The organism is Streptomyces sp. NPDC104381 (genome assembly GCF_055583745.1).
Map to the genome: position 1 here is coordinate 240,406 of NZ_JBVJNK010000009.1, position 14,571 is coordinate 254,976.

The window sequence follows — 14,571 nt, forward strand, 5'->3', positions numbered from 1 at the left end:
GTGGGCCGCGGGGCCTTCACCGGCCGTTGAAGGTGACCTTCTTCTTGTCCTCGTCGTACGTGAAGTCGCCGGTGAAGCCCCAGTTCTTCCAGCCCCCGTCACCGTTGTTGGCGATGGTCCCGTCGTCGATGGCGAACACGTCGACACCGTCCACCACCGCGAGGTGCTCCAGGCCGGACACCCCGGAGAAGGACAGCTCGTTGAAGGACTTGGCCGTGAAGATGTTCCTGTCGGGGAAACTGCGGCTGTACGCGTCGAGCAGCGAATGCGTCAGCTCGGCCTTGTCCTTCGGCACCTTTCCGGAATAGTCGGTCCCGGGATACGGGCCCCCGTCCGTGTATTTCGGCGCACCGTCGTTGAAATTGACCGATTCCGTGCCGTTGGAGATGGAATCGGCATCCAGGTCGGCGGGCTCCGGCTGCTCGAAGGTCGCCTTCATCCCGTCGCGGGTGACATCGCCGTAAAGGGCCCAGTTGATGTAACCGCCGTCGCCGTCGTTGCTGAACGTGCCCTTGTCGAAGACGTACACATCGAAGACGGCCCGCCCCGAGGAGATGTCGTCGCCTTCCTCCTCCTCGTGGAATTCGGGGGAATTCAGCCGGTACCTGCCCTCGTGGACGAGGGTCTCCGGCTCGTCGGCCCAGTGGGACTTCTGCTCCGAGTGCATCGCGACCACGTTGTAGTCGGGGAAGCAGCGCCGCATGTCGTTGACCAGCATCCGCACCGCCTGGGCCGAGGCGTCCGAGTCCAGGGGCGAGTACGTGTCGTAGTAGCGGCTCCGGTCGGGGAGCTCGGCGCCCTCGATCTGGCAGCCCTCGTCACCGGGCTTCCAGCCCTCCTTGCGCTTGGGCCGGGGAGGCTCGTCGAACGTGACCGTGCGGCGGTCGTCACTGATGTCGTAATAGCCGTGGAAACCCCGGTTCTTCCAGCCGAGGTCGGCATCGTCCGCCCAGGTGAACTTTCCGGTCCTGAAGGCGTAGACCCGATACGTCGTGCCGCTGATCTCGACCGTCTCGATCATCGCCGCGCCGTCCATCTGCTGCAGATTTCCCTCATGCGGCTGGGCGATGACGATGTTGTAGTCGGGCAGGCAGTAGGCGAGGTCGTCGAGCGCCTTCTTGACCCTCTTCTCCTTGTTCTTCTCGTTGTCGATCTTCGTCACGATGAAGTCGACCAGATAGTCGAACGACCAGTTGATCGCCGCGACGGCGCCGACCCCGGCGAGCTCGCCGCGCCCGAGCTGATCGAGGCCGTCCTCGGTCAGGAGCTTCCCCTGGGCGTCCGAGCTCGATACCCGCTCCCGGGGTTCGAAGCACAGGCTGGGCAGCGCGTTCCCGTCGTGGTCGTCGGAGGCGCCGTCCGATGCGCCGTCCGAGGCGGTGGTGATGTCGTCCCCGTCCTCCCCGGAGCCGGATCCGGGCTCGGAGTCCGTGTCCGGGGGCTCGCTCGGTTCGCCGTCAGGAGTGGTGCCGGCGTCATCGGCACCCCCCGCCTCGCTGACATCGTTGTCATCGAGGCATTCGAGGCCGTCGCCCCCCTCGCTGATCTTCACCAGCCGGCAGATCTGCTGGGAGACGGCGGTGGAGATCTCGCCGCCGATGCCGGTGGCGAGCAGTGCGGTGACCACCACGGCGACCGTCCCCACCATTCCCAGATGTTCGATCGACGCCTGCCCCGTGCCCGTACGTACGCCGCGGGCCGTCCGGTCGTCGTGCTTCACGCGTCACCTCGTCGTGGCTCGTCCGGGTCCCGGGCCGTACGTTCGCCGGGATCGCACCATAACGGCGCGGAGGGGGCCCACTTCCAGGGTCCGCAGGCCCATACCGGGGCCCAAAGGGTGAGAGGTGGTCACGGTCCAGGGTGTGAACAGGGTCTTGCGGAGTGATCGGATGTCTTGGAGGATCGACCGAGCCTTTCGCTGGCCGCAACCCACCGACGGGCTCGATCTCGACCAAGGGGAGATGGACCGTTGAAGCTTCTTCGAGTGGGTACGGCGGGCTCCGAGCGCCCCGCGCTGCTGGACCGGAACGGCACTTTGCGTGACCTTTCGGGCCTGGTCGCCGACATCGACGGCGAGCTCCTCGCCGATGCCTCGGCGCTGGCGCGCGTACGGGAGGCGGCGCAGACGCCCGACGTCCTGCCTCCGCTGGCCGCGGACGGGCTGCGGATCGGACCGCCTCTCGGGCGGATCGGCAAGATCGTGTGCATCGGGCTGAACTACCACGACCACGCGGCCGAGACCGGGGCGGCGATCCCGCAGGAGCCGATCCTGTTCTTCAAGGCCCCCGACACCGTCGTCGGCCCCGAGGACACGGTGCTGGTGCCGCGCCGCAGCCGGAAGACCGACTGGGAGGTCGAGCTCGCGGTCGTCATCGGCCGCACCGCGCGCTATCTGGACTCCGCCGAGGAGGCGCTCGGGCACGTCGCCGGATACGCGACCTCGCACGACGTCTCCGAGCGGGAGTTCCAGATCGAGCGCGGCGGCACCTGGGACAAGGGCAAGAACTGCGAGACGTTCAACCCGCTGGGCCCCTGGCTCGTCACCGCGGACGAGGTGCCCGACCCGCAGGCACTGCCGCTGAGGCTGTGGGTCAACGGGGAGCTGAAGCAGGACGGCACCACGGCCGAGCAGATCTTCCCGGTCGGCGAGGTCGTGCGCTATCTGAGCCACTTCATGACGCTCCACCCGGGCGACGTCATCAACACCGGTACCCCGGCGGGCGTCGCCATGGGCCGGCCGGAGCCGAAGCCGTACCTCCGCGCCGGGGACGTCGTGGAGCTGGAGGTCGAAGGGCTCGGACGTCAGCGCCAGGAACTGAAGGACGCGTAGACGTGCGGGGGCGGGCCCACCGAAAGCACCCGGTGGGCCCGCCCCCGCTCCGGCGTCAGGCCTGGGGGCGCGTGGTGAAGCGCTCCAGGGCCTCCACCACCAGAGCGTGGTCCTCGGCCTGCGGCAGTCCCGACACGGTGACCGAGCCGATCACGCCGGCACCCTCCACGGCGATCGGGAACGAGCCGCCGTGCGCCGCGTACGTGTCCAGGTCCAGCCGCGAGGACTCCTCGAACGTGGTGCCCTTCGCCCGGAACCGCGTACCGACCAGGTAGGAGCTCTCGCCGTACCGCTCCACCACCCGGCGCTTACGGTCGATCCAGGCGTCGTTGTCCGCGCTCGAACCCGGCAGCGCGGCGTGGAACAGCTGCTGGCCGCCGCGCCGGATGTCGATCGCGACCGGGGCGTGCCGCTCACGGGCCAGCGTGACCAGCAGCCCGCCCAGCGCGTACGCGTCGTCGTAGCCGAAGTGCGGCAGCGTCAGACGCCGCTCCTGCGCGATCAGCTCGGAGATGGTCGGAGCACTGGGGCTCATGCGGGCTTCTCCTCGTCGTGACGGTCGAGGTCGTGATGGGGGAGGAGGGTCACGGACACGCCCTCGCGGGCCGAGCGCCGGGCCGCCTCCAGGACGTCCAGTGCGGCGGCTGCCTGCCACGCCGTCACCGGGTTCTCGCCCCGGCCGCGCAGGGCTTCCGCCACGGCGGCGTAGTACGCGGGGTAGTCGCCCGGCCGCGTGCGCACCGGGTCGCCGCCGCCGGTCAGCGGGGACTCGCCGGAACCGACCCGACCCCACAGCTCCTCAGGCTCCTCGCCCCACGGTGTGCCGGCCGCCGGACGCAGGCCCTCGCGCAGGGCGGCCTCCTGCGGGTCGAGGCCGTACTTCACATAGCCCGCCTTCGAGCCGAGCACCCGGAAGCGCGGGCCGAGCTGCGCCGTCGTGGCGCTCACGTACAGATGCGAGCGCACCCCGCCGGCGTGCGTGATCGCGATGAACGTGTCGTCGTCGGCCGCCGCACCCGGGCGGCGTACGTCGGACTCCGCGTACACCTGCACCGCGGGCCCGAACAGCGTGAGCGCCTGGTCGACGACGTGGCTGCCCAGGTCGTACAGCAGCCCGCCGATCTCCTCCGGGTCGCCCGACTCGCGCCAGCCGCCCTTCAGCTGCGGACGCCACCGCTCGAAGCGGGACTCGAAACGCTGCACCTCACCGAGCTCACCCTCCTCGATCAGGCCGGCCAGCGTGAGGAAGTCGTTGTCCCAGCGGCGGTTCTGGAAGACGGAGAGCAGCAGCCCCCGCTCGGCGGCCAGCGTGGCCAGCTCGCGGGCCTCGGCGGCGGTGCCGGCGAGCGGCTTGTCCACGACCACCGGCAGCCCCGCCTCCAGCGCCGCCCTCGCCAGCGGGACATGGGTCTTGTTCGGCGAGGCGATCACGATCAGGTCCAGCTCGTCGGCCCGCGTCCACAGCTCGTCGGGCGAGGCCGCGAACCGCACGCCGGGGAACTCGGCGCGGGCCTGGGCCTGCCGCTCCTCGTTCGACGTGACGACCGTGTCGAGGACGAGGCCCTCGGTCGCGGAGACCAGCGGGGCGTGGAAGACGGAACCCGCCAGGCCGTAGCCGACGAGCCCGACGCGGAGTGGAGCGTTGGCAGTCATGCGAACCACTTAAGCAACGCTGTTGCCAAAGTGCAAGCGATGGAGACAATGGGGTGGTGAACAGGAGCAACAGCATGAGCGGCGGGGCGAACCTGCCGGCTCTGCGCCACCACAACGCGTCGCTCGTCCTCGACCTGCTGCGCGTCGCCGGTGAGCAGGGCATCAGCCGGCTGGAGCTCGCCGAGCGCACCGGACTCACCCCGCAGGCCGTCAGCAAGATCACCGCCAGACTCCGTACGGAGGGCCTCGCCGCCGAAGCCGGCCGCCTCGCCTCCACGGGCGGCAAGCCCCGCACGGTCCTGCGACTGGTCCCGGACGCCGGATACGCCGTCGGGCTCCATCTGGACCGCGACGAACTCACCGCCGTCCTGGCCGACCTCGCGGGCACCACGGTCGCCACCCGCGCCTTCCCGCTGGACCTCGGAGCCCCCGCCGCCGAGGTCCTCGGCACGGCCGCCCACGCGGTGCAGACGGTACGGGCAGAGGGCCCCCGGGCGGAGGACCGGCCGGTCTTCGGCGTGGGCGCGGCCCTGCCCGGCCCGCTGGACCACCGCAGCGGGGTGCTGCACCGGGTCACCGGCTTCCCCCGGTGGGACGGCTACCCGCTGCGCGACGCCCTCGCCGCGCACACCGGGCTGCCCGTCGTCGTCGACAAGGACACCAACGCCGCCGCTCTGGGCCTCGCCCTGCGCGAACGCACCGAGGCCGACTTCGCCTACCTCCACCTGGGCACCGGCCTCGGCGCGGGTCTCGTCCTGGGGGGCGCGCTGCACCGGGGAGCCCGTACCGGCGCCGGGGAGTTCGGCCACCAGACCCTCCAGCTGGACGGCCCCCCGTGCGACTGCGGCGGACGCGGCTGCGTCGAGGCGCTCTGCCTGGCCGCCGCCGGCCGCGGTGACGTCGCCGAGGCGGCCAGGGTGCTGGGGGCGGGCGCCGCCAACCTCGTCGGGCTGCTCGACATCGACCGGGTCGTCCTCGGCGGGCGTACCGTCGCCGCCCACGAGGACGCCTATGTGCGCGGGGTCCGCGCGGTCATCGAGGAGCGGGCGCGACGGGAGGGCGTGACCGCCTCCGTACCGGTGACCGTGGCCGGGGGCGGCGACCGCCCGGTCGCCGAAGGGGCGGCCCAACTGGTCCTCGCCCCGCTCTTCGGCAGGGCGGGCGAGGACGGCGGCGAACGGGGCTGAGCGAGCGGGGCACGGGGGCGGCACGGCACGAACGGGGCCGGGTGGCGGGGCCGGGGGCCCCACGGCACGGCCGGGCGCCGGGCGCCGCAGGGTGGGGCGGGGCCGATCGAGGGGATTTCCGCCCCCGAACGGGCGGTGTACGCCGCCGGCAGGTGGCGGCCCCTCGCGCACGCGTGGCAGCGTCACGGACCGAGACCCACCGGCACACGAGGGCCCCGCCGCAACGGCCGGCGGCCCCCCCGCCCCGGACGTTCGCGAGCAGCGAAGGGTGACCCCCATGCCGACCCGACCCCCCGCACGGCTGCGCGACGGCCGCGCCCTGACCCGGCTCGGACTGGCCGCAGGCCTGGTCGTCCCGGCCGGCCTCGGTGTCCCCGCCGCCATCGCCATCCCCGTCACCGCCCCGGCGGGCACCGTGGCCGTCGCCGGTGAGGCGTTCCCCGTCTGCGGTGACCCGGACGCCGAGAACTTCCCCATCGAGACCCGGATCCACGGCGGCCCCGACACCTACGCCTCCGGCGGCGGCTACGGGACCTGGTACCTCGACCTCACCAACACCACCGCCGAGCCGTGCCACTCCATCCACCCCGTCCTGGTGCTCACCGACGAGGACCGGACGCTGACGGCCGAGCAGATCCAGCTGGAGTTCACCGAGCGGGCGCACCCCGACGAGGAGCACCGCGTGAGCTGGGAGTCCACCGACCGCGACGAGCAGATCGGTGTCTTCGGCAGCGGGGAGCAGGGCGACGACTTCCCCGGCTTCACCGTCCCCGCGAAGAGGACGGTCACGGTCGAGGTCCGGATGGCGTTCACCTCCGACACCCGGCCCGGCAAGGTCACCGCCCGTGCCGCCATCGTCCAGCGGCGCAGCGCCCAGGACCGGGCCGAGCAGGCCGGCAAGGCCTCCGACGGGGACTGGGTGGGGGAGTCGGAGGCCTACCCCTTCGTCATCGTCGAGGGCGGCCTCGACGCGCCCGAGGACACCGGCAGCACCATGGACGCCGAGGGCGACCCCGTGCCCGAACTCGCCCGCACCGGCCAGGCCCGCGCCCTCCGGGCCGGCCTCGCCTCCGGGGCGCTCGTCCTCGCCGGAGCCCTGGCCATGACGTACGCCAGGCGTCTGCGCACCGGTCGCCGCTGATCGGGCGGTACGGGTCCGGGATGATCAGCAGGTTCCGTACGGCGCACGGGGCGGCCTAATATCGGGACCGTCGGCGCTGCACAGCGCGGTGCCGCCGGCGTCCAGCACCCCGGTGCACAGTACGTACGGCAGGAGCCCGTCACATGGCAGAGCGCAAGCCGATCGAATCCTGGCTGACCGACATGGACGGCGTCCTCATCCACGAGGGAACGCCGATCCCCGGTGCCGATGCCTTCATCAAGCGGCTGCGGGAATCCGGACTGCCCTTCCTCGTCCTCACCAACAACTCCATCTACACCGCCCGTGACCTGCACGCGCGCCTCAAGCGCATGGGCCTGGACGTGCCCGTGGAGAACATCTGGACCTCCGCGCTGGCCACCGCCCAGTTCCTCGACGACCAGCGGCCGCGCGGCACGGCGTACGTCATCGGCGAGGCCGGGCTCACCACGGCGCTGCACGACATCGGCTACGTCCTCACCGACCACGAGCCCGACTACGTCGTCCTGGGGGAGACCCGGACCTACAGCTTCGAGGCGCTCACCAAGGCGATCCGGCTGATCAACGGCGGGGCCCGCTTCATCTGCACCAACCCCGACGAGACCGGCCCGTCCGCCGAGGGCCCGCTGCCCGCGACCGGCTCGGTCGCCGCGCTGATCACCAAGGCCACCGGCAAGGCGCCGTACTTCGCGGGCAAGCCCAACCCGCTGATGATGCGGACCGGCCTCAACGCCATCGGCGCCCACTCGGAGACCTCCGCGATGATCGGCGACCGGATGGACACCGACGTGCTCGCCGGTCTGGAGGCGGGGATGCAGACCTTCCTGGTCCTCACCGGGCTGACCACGGAGGCCGACATGGACCGGTACCCCTTCCGGCCCTCCACGGTCGTCGACTCGATCGCGGACCTCGTCGACCTGGTCGACCTCCCGCTGCCGTAACCCGACCGGGCTACAGCGGATGCGGGATGCCGCCCCACGCGTGAACCTTCCCTCAGGAGGTTTACGATGCGTTCACTGCCCCTCACGTTCTGTGCCGCGATCGCGGCCGGTGCGATATCCCTTCCCGCGTCCGCGGCACTGGCCGCCCCCGCGAGCGACGACAAGGCCGGCACGGTGTCGGTCAGCCCGTCCCGTGTCTCCCCCGGCGGGGAGGTGGAACTCCGGACCGACGCCTGCGGCAAGGGCAGATCGGCCCGGGGCAACTCCGAGGCCTTCGCGTCCGAGGCGCGCTTCGAGCCGGCCGACGGCAAGGGCCTCGTCGCCGAGGCCCGGATCCGCTCCGACGCCGCCCCGGACGACTACGAGGTCTGGGTGACCTGCAAGGACGGCCACGGCAAGGCCACCGGCACGGTCACCGTCGTCCATCACAGCCGCCCGTCGCCCGTCGCCCCCGTGCGGGCCGGTGGCGGAGGCACCGCGGTGCTCGCCGAGGAGGCCGCCGACGAGGGCCCCGGCACCCGGCACGCGGTGATCGGCCTCGGACTGGGCGCCGTCGCGGCCGTCGCCGTCGCGTTCCGCAGCGCGCGACGCCGCCGTCCGGCGCAGCACTGACATGTCCGCCCCGGACCGCCCCGCGGGGACCGGACGCCTGCTGACCGGTGTCGCGTGGGCCGTACTCCTGCTGGGCCTGTGGCTGTGGGGCCGTGCGGCCACCGCGGGCAACTCGGCGCCGACGACCGGTGACGTCGCGGCGGTCGGCCGCCCGCTGGGCGCACCGCTGCCGCCGGCCCACGATCCGCTGGACGGCGCCGCACCGCAGCGCGTCGAGATCCCCTCCATCGGGATCGACGCGACCGTCGTACGGCGCGGACTCGACGGCGAGGGCGCGATCGAGCCTCCGCCGTTCGCGACGCCGGGAGCCGTCGGCTGGTACGGCGAGGGCACCGAGCCCGGCACGGAGGGCGCCGCGCTCTTCGTCGGCCATGTCGACACCGAGACCGAGCCCGCCGTGTTCTACGGACTCAGCGCCGCGAGGCCGGGCGAGAAGATCCGGGTCAGCCGGGACGACGGGAAGGTGGCCGAGTTCACCATCGACGACGTCCAGGTCTTCACCCGGGCACGCTTCGACGCGCAGAAGGCGTACGGACCCCGGAAGGACGGCCGGGCCGAGCTCCGGCTGATCACCTGCGGCGGCACGTACGACCACACGTCCCATACGTACACGGCCAACGTCGTCGTCTCCGCGTACCTGACGGCCGAGAAGGCGGCGGAGAAGTCGGCGGAGAAATCAGGGGCGCAGGCGGCGGGGGAGGGGAGCGCGGTGAGGAGCCGCGCCTGACGCAAGCCGCGGCACCACCTGGCCCGGCCGGCGCCCGCTCCCCCTCGGAGTCGCCGGCCGGGCCGGTCCTCTACCGCGGTGTCCAGGCCGCGGGAGTGACCCGGGCACGTCGCGGGAGGTCGGGTCGTTCGTACGGACGGACCGACAAGCCACTGTAGGCCGCGAGCGCGCGGCCCTCGGAGAGTTTTTGGCAGGATGTCCGGATCCGGGCGGGGGCGGCCGGGGCTCCGGGCGCTGTGCCAGGATGGATTCGACCGGCAGTACATCAGTACAAGGGGGAGTGGATGTACGGCAGTTACACCGGACTGAAAGCGGGCGCGGCGGCCGGTGCGGCCGCCGTGCTGCTGCTGGCCGGGTGTTCCTCGTCCGACGACGACGGGGGCAAGGGTGCGCCGGCCGCGATCGACCAGCGGCCCAAGGGCGACGACCCGTACTGGGTCAACCCCGACGGGAACGCCGCACGGCAGGTCGCGTCGTACACGAAGGACGGCGAGAAGGAGAACGCCGCGCTGATCCGGAAGATCGCGGAGCAGCCGGTGGGCGAGTGGGTCGGCCCGGACGATCCGCAGGAGGCGGCCAAGGGCTTCACCGAGGCGGCCGAGAAGGCCGACCGGGACGCGCTGCTCGTCCTCTACAACATCCCGCACCGGGACTGCGGCCAGTTCTCGAAGGGCGGGGCGGCCGACGGCGACGCGTACCGCGCATGGCTGGACGACGTGGCGAAGGGCATCGGCGACCGCCGGGCCACGGTGATCCTGGAGCCCGACGCCCTGCTGCACCTGGCGGACGGATGCACCCCGCAGCAGTTCCACGAGGAGCGGTACGACTTGCTCAAGGGCGCGGTCGAGCGTCTGAAGCAGCAGCCCGCCACCACGGTGTACGTGGACGCGGGCAACGCGGGCTGGCAGTCGCCCGACGCACTGTTCGAGCCTCTGCGGCGGGCCGGGATCGCGGCGGCGGACGGCTTCGCGGTGAACGTGTCCAACTTCCAGACGACCGCCGCGAGCACGGAGTTCGGCAAGCAGCTGTCGGCGAAGGTGGGCGGCAAGCCCTTCGTGATCGACACCAGCCGTAACGGCAACGGCCCGTACGACGGCGGCGACCCCGCGGAGAACTGGTGCAACCCGCCGGGCCGCGCGCTCGGCGAGCCCCCGACGACGGAGACGGGCGACGAGCTGGTGGACGCGTACCTCTGGATCAAGCGTCCCGGCGAGTCCGACGGTGACTGCAAGGGCGGGCCCAAGGCGGGCGACTGGTGGCCCGAGTACGCGCTGGGGCTGGCCCGCGCCACGAAGTAGGCGGGCCGGCCCCACGGGTGGGGGCCCCGGGGCCCCCACGGCCGGGGGTCCCTACGGGACCTCCACCCACATGCCCTCCGACGGTGTCCCGTCGGCGTCGGTGACGAAGAGCATGTACCAGCCGGACGGCACCAGGGCCCGGTTCTTCGGGACCGTCACGGTGATGCTGTCGGCGGACTTCTTCAGATCCAGGGCGATCGACCGCTGGTCCGTGTCCGTGACATGGGTGACCGCGCTCGGGCGCATCAGCTTCGCCGAGGTGATCTTCGAGGCGTGCTGGGTCGTGAACAGCCCCGTGCCGCCCCGGGAGATGCGCTTGGGCCCCGCGGTCAGCTCCGGCCGCCCCTCGCGGTACAGATACGGCGGTGTGTAGATCTCGATGCGCTGCTCGAACGTCCCGGGCCGCGTGTTCGCCTGATCCGCGTACAGGGAGTCCGAGCCGAAGATCATGACCCGGCCGTCGGGGAGGAGCACGGACCCCGAGTGGTAGTTGCGGCCCACCGCCGGGTCGGCGACCCGCTTGTAGGTGTCGGACTTCGCGTCGTACAGCCGGGCCTGGAGGATGTCCGAACCGCCGCGCCCCCGGTAGTCGTGGGAGCCGCCGGTGACCAGCAGCGAGTCGTCGGGGAGGAGGGACGCGCTCGGGTAGCGGGTGCCCTCGGAGAGGCTGGCGCCGTCCGTGAAGCGCGGGTCGTCCTTCGTCAGGTCGACCAGCCGGGACTTCTCGCTGGACCTGTCGGACTCACCGACCCCGCCGCCGCCGATCACCATGTACTTCTCGTCCTGGGCGGGAGGCAGCCGTACGGTCGCCGAGGTCTCCATCTTGTCCGGGTCGCTGAGGCCGGGGATCTTCTCGAAGGTGTTGGACTCCAGGTCCCAGACGCCCGGGTCGCGGCCCACGTCGGCGGGCCCGTAGCCCGCGTTGGAGCCGGAGTAGAAGAGCTTGCCGTTGTTCATCAGGAAGACGGCGGGATAGGTGGGGAACTTCCGGACGATGCCGGTGTACTCCCACTTCTTGGTCTCCGGGTCGTAGATCTCGTCCTTGCCCGGCACGATCTGCCCGATCTCGTCCAGCCCGGACAGGGAGAGGACCTTGCCGTCCTCCAGGGTGGTGAGCGTCGGATACCAGCGGGCCTCGTTCATCGGGTCGACGCTGATGTACTTCTCGGCCACCGGGTCGAACTCGTAGGCCTCCTTGATGCCCTGGAAGTCCTTCTTGTCGAGGGCCAGCTTCTGCGCGATGCCGTAGACGTTGCGGGAGTCCGAGCCGGAGAGCCCCGAGACCCGGTAGTTGTCCTCGGTGCCCGTCTCGTACTGCGTACCGGACTTCTGCGCCTCGACGTAGATCCGGCCGAGCCCGGGCTCGTTGCGCAGGAACGCGCCGGTCTCCTTGTCGAAGACCTTGGTCGCCTTCTCCACGAGCACCGGGTCCTTGGAGACGAACGACTTGCCGTTGCCCTTCCCGGTGAAGCGGGTGCCCGCAGGCAGGGTGATCGGCTTGTCGGGGTCCTCGTTGTGGACGATCATCAGGCCGCCGGCCTTGGTGACGTCGCCCTCCAGCTTCTCGTACCGCTTCGTGCCGCCGGCTATGAGGAGCTTCCCGTCCGGCAGTTGGGTGTGGCCCGCGCAGAACATGTCCTTCGGCGTGGGGATGTTCTTGTAGGTGTTCTCCTCCGGGTCCCACAGCACCGAACGGAAGCTCTTCGCGTCGAAGTTCTTCTGGTTGTTCCCGGAACCCGCGACGAGCAGCACCTTGCCGGTGTGGAGCAGAGCGGCGTGGATCGTGTTGATGCGGAACTCGGAGGGGACGTCGAGGAAGTCCCAGTGGCCGTTCTCCGCCTTGTAATCCGGCTGGTTGACGGCGTAGTCGTGGTAGCGCTCGGTGCCGAAGCGGTAGAGCCACGGCCCGTTCGTCCCCGCGAGCGCCAGAACCACCGCCGTACCGATCGCCAGGCGGCGGGTACGGCGGCTCGGACGGTACTTCATCGGTTACGTCCCCCAAGGGCGATCTGCATGGTGTCTTCGTTCCCCGCCCGGTCGGGCTCGGGCTGCGGCGCGGGCTCCGGCGCCGGCCCGGGCGGCCCGCCGCGGCGCTTCCTCCGCTCGGCGCGGACCGTGTACCGCCAGCCGACGATCGGTGCGGCGGTGATCAGCAGCGCCAGGCAGGCCCAGGTGAGCATCGCCGGATGGCTGTGCCCGAGGACGAAGGACGCGGCGATCGAACCGCCGAAGACCAGGATGAAGAAGAGGTGGATCCGGAAGGTGCCGAACAGGGTGTCCGGGCTGGACGAGTCGCCCTTGGGCGTCACCACGAACGAGCTCTTGCGCCGCAGCACCGCGTCCATCAGGGAGCGGGCGTAGATCGGCGCGGAGAGCGCGGACATCACCATGCCGGCGAGCCCGCCGGACCCCTCGGGCTCGTGCGGCGAGACGTTGTGGCGGCGGTTCCAGACGTAGAGGCCGATCTGGAGCGCCGAGGCGTTGCCGTACAGCATCATCCAGATCACCGGGTCGATCTGTACGCCGGAGGCGCCCATGCCGAGGAACAGGGCGCAGCTCAGGGCGGCGAGGATCCAGTTCATGGCCGACATCGGATAGAAGATGATCATCATCGTGTAGTTGAAGAGCTTGCCCGCCGGGAGGGAGAACCAGCCCTTCCAGTACTGCTTGAGGATCGTCTCGTACGTGCCCCGGGACCAGCGCAGCTGCTGGGTGAAGAAGTCGGTCCACGCGGTCGGCCCCTCGCCGACGGCCAGGACGTCCGGGGTGTAGACCGAGCGCCACTTCCGCCCGGTGAGCGGGTTGCGGTGGCGGTGGATCTCGAAGCCGGTGGCCATGTCCTCGGTGATCGAGTCGTAGAGGCCGCCGATCTGCTTCAGGGCCGAGATCCGTACGGCGTTGCTCGTGCCGACGAACATCGGGGCGCCGTAGCGGTTGCCCGCGCGCTGGATCAGTGCGTGGAAGAGGAACTGCTGGGACTCGGCGGCCTTCGTGACGAAGGTGTCGTAGTTGCCGTAGACCTGTGGGCCGATGACGAAGCCGATGTCCGGGTCGCGGAAGTAACCGAGCATCCGCTCCAGGTAGTTGGGGAGCGGCACATGGTCGGTGTCGACCGAGGCGAAGAAGTCGTACGCGTCACCGTGGGCGTCGAGCCAGGCGTTGTAGTTGCCGTGCTTCGTCTTCGCCCGGTGCGGGCCCTTCGCCTGGTTCCAGTGGGCGACGCCCTTGCGGGAGAAGTGGTGCACACCCAGCCGGGCGCAGACCTCCTTCACGGCGGGGTCGTCGCCCTCGTCGAGCAGCCAGACGTGCATCTGCCCCCGGTGCCGGATGCGGACGGCGGCCTCCAGCGTCTTCGTCACCATCTCCAGGGGCTCCTTGCCCGGGACGAAGGAGGTGAGGAAGGCGACCCGTGTGCCGCTCTCCGGTATGACGGGCACGGGGTCGCGGGCGACCAGCGTGGCGTGCGCGTTGGACAGGACGTTCATCGTGCGGAAGAGCTCGATGAGGCCGATCGACACCAGCATCACGATGTCGAGGACGAGCAGCGTGTCGTTCTTGAGGTTCGGATCGCGTTCGGTCCAGTGGCCGGGCTGCATGAGCCAGACGAAGAGACCCAGCGAGACCAGCGGCGCGGCGCCCAGCAGCAGGGCCGCGCGTATCCGGTGGGTCTCCTGGGAGAGGAGCGAGCGGTAGCGCACCCGGTACGGCCGGCCGGGGTCGGGCTGGGTCAGGGGCCCGGCGAGCCGGCTGTAGTGCTCGTAGTCGTAGCGCGGCAGGGCCTTCTTCGCCTGCCGTCTCGATCTCCGCGGCTGCGGAGGCAGCCGCAGCTGAACCGTGTGGGCAGGGTCGTGGTGCTGCCGGTCGCCTGACGGCGTCGACGTCATGGTCATCCCCCCGCACGCAGCGACGCTGCGTGAACTCTTTCCGTGCGTAAGCCGGCGGGGTCCCCACCCCGCGCGATAGCCGATCGTCGTTCCCCCGGCCGGGGAATCCACGGATCCCCGGACGACACCCCGTCAGGTTGTCCGATTCGCGGCGTGAACGCAAGGGCGAAACAGGCTGTTTACCCGCCATACGTGCGATTTGAGGGAATACCGTGAAGGAGGCGCGCAGGGGTGGCGAAAGGCGCTCCGGGGGCGCTCTCCCGCCCGGAGAAAGCAAGCGAGGCCCCTTCACTCTCGGTGA

The 14,571-nt window shown here is 71.1% G+C and carries 12 protein-coding genes; 7 read left to right on the forward strand and 5 right to left on the reverse strand.

The window, feature by feature from the left end; all coding sequences use genetic code 11:
* Positions 1–16: 16 nt before the first annotated feature.
* Positions 17–1,720, reverse strand: coding sequence for a hypothetical protein (locus ACZ607_RS30100; protein WP_469739857.1), 1,704 nt, complete (start codon positions 1,718–1,720; stop codon positions 17–19).
* 249 nt (positions 1,721–1,969) lie between these two features.
* Between ACZ607_RS30100 and ACZ607_RS30105 the strand changes: the two genes are divergently transcribed.
* Positions 1,970–2,830: a fumarylacetoacetate hydrolase family protein gene (locus ACZ607_RS30105; RefSeq protein ID WP_469739859.1), complete on the forward strand. Its 861-nt coding sequence runs from the start codon at positions 1,970–1,972 to the stop codon at positions 2,828–2,830.
* A gap of 55 nt (positions 2,831–2,885) precedes the next feature.
* Here the strand turns inward: ACZ607_RS30105 and ACZ607_RS30110 are convergent, their stop codons facing one another.
* Both ACZ607_RS30110 and ACZ607_RS30115 read right to left on the reverse strand, forming a co-directional pair.
* Positions 2,886–3,365, reverse strand: coding sequence for a heme-degrading domain-containing protein (locus tag ACZ607_RS30110; RefSeq protein ID WP_099172794.1), 480 nt, complete (start codon positions 3,363–3,365; stop codon positions 2,886–2,888).
* A complete protein-coding gene (locus ACZ607_RS30115; protein ID WP_469739863.1) occupies positions 3,362–4,483 on the reverse strand; it encodes a Gfo/Idh/MocA family oxidoreductase in 1,122 nt (373 codons plus the stop codon). Before ACZ607_RS30115 ends, ACZ607_RS30110 begins: the two co-directional genes overlap by 4 nt.
* 74 nt (positions 4,484–4,557) lie before the next feature.
* Between ACZ607_RS30115 and ACZ607_RS30120 the strand changes: the two genes are divergently transcribed.
* The 6 genes from ACZ607_RS30120 (at position 4,558) to ACZ607_RS30145 (ending at position 10,386) form a co-directional block, all read left to right on the forward strand.
* The gene (locus ACZ607_RS30120; RefSeq protein WP_469739866.1) at positions 4,558–5,670 is read left to right on the forward strand and encodes an ROK family transcriptional regulator; all 1,113 of its coding nucleotides are present in this window, start codon (positions 4,558–4,560) and stop codon (positions 5,668–5,670) included.
* A 277-nt stretch (positions 5,671–5,947) separates the two neighbouring features.
* Positions 5,948–6,811 carry a hypothetical protein gene (locus ACZ607_RS30125; RefSeq protein ID WP_469739868.1) on the forward strand — a complete coding sequence of 288 codons (864 nt, stop codon included), beginning with the start codon at positions 5,948–5,950 and terminating at the stop codon, positions 6,809–6,811.
* Between the two features lie 143 nt (positions 6,812–6,954).
* Positions 6,955–7,749, forward strand: a complete 795-nt coding sequence (locus ACZ607_RS30130) for an HAD-IIA family hydrolase (RefSeq protein ID WP_365887686.1) — start codon at positions 6,955–6,957, stop codon at positions 7,747–7,749.
* A 66-nt stretch (positions 7,750–7,815) separates the two neighbouring features.
* Positions 7,816–8,361: a hypothetical protein gene (locus ACZ607_RS30135; protein ID WP_469739871.1), complete on the forward strand. Its 546-nt coding sequence runs from the start codon at positions 7,816–7,818 to the stop codon at positions 8,359–8,361.
* A gap of 1 nt (position 8,362) precedes the next feature.
* Positions 8,363–9,088, forward strand: a complete 726-nt coding sequence (locus ACZ607_RS30140; RefSeq protein ID WP_469739873.1) for a class F sortase — start codon at positions 8,363–8,365, stop codon at positions 9,086–9,088.
* Positions 9,089–9,372: 284 nt separating this feature from the next.
* Entirely contained in the window at positions 9,373–10,386 is a 1,014-nt protein-coding gene (locus tag ACZ607_RS30145) for a glycoside hydrolase family 6 protein (RefSeq protein ID WP_469739875.1), read from the forward strand.
* A gap of 51 nt (positions 10,387–10,437) precedes the next feature.
* On the opposite strand, the gene glxA is transcribed toward ACZ607_RS30145, so the two are convergent.
* Positions 10,438–12,372 carry a radical copper oxidase GlxA gene (gene glxA / locus ACZ607_RS30150; RefSeq protein ID WP_469739877.1) on the reverse strand — a complete coding sequence of 645 codons (1,935 nt, stop codon included), beginning with the start codon at positions 12,370–12,372 and terminating at the stop codon, positions 10,438–10,440.
* On the reverse strand, positions 12,369–14,270 hold the full coding sequence (locus ACZ607_RS30155; RefSeq protein ID WP_469739879.1) for a glycosyltransferase family 2 protein: 1,902 nt from the start codon (positions 14,268–14,270) through the stop codon (positions 12,369–12,371). Before ACZ607_RS30155 ends, glxA begins: the two co-directional genes overlap by 4 nt.
* Positions 14,271–14,571: the final 301 nt, after the last annotated feature.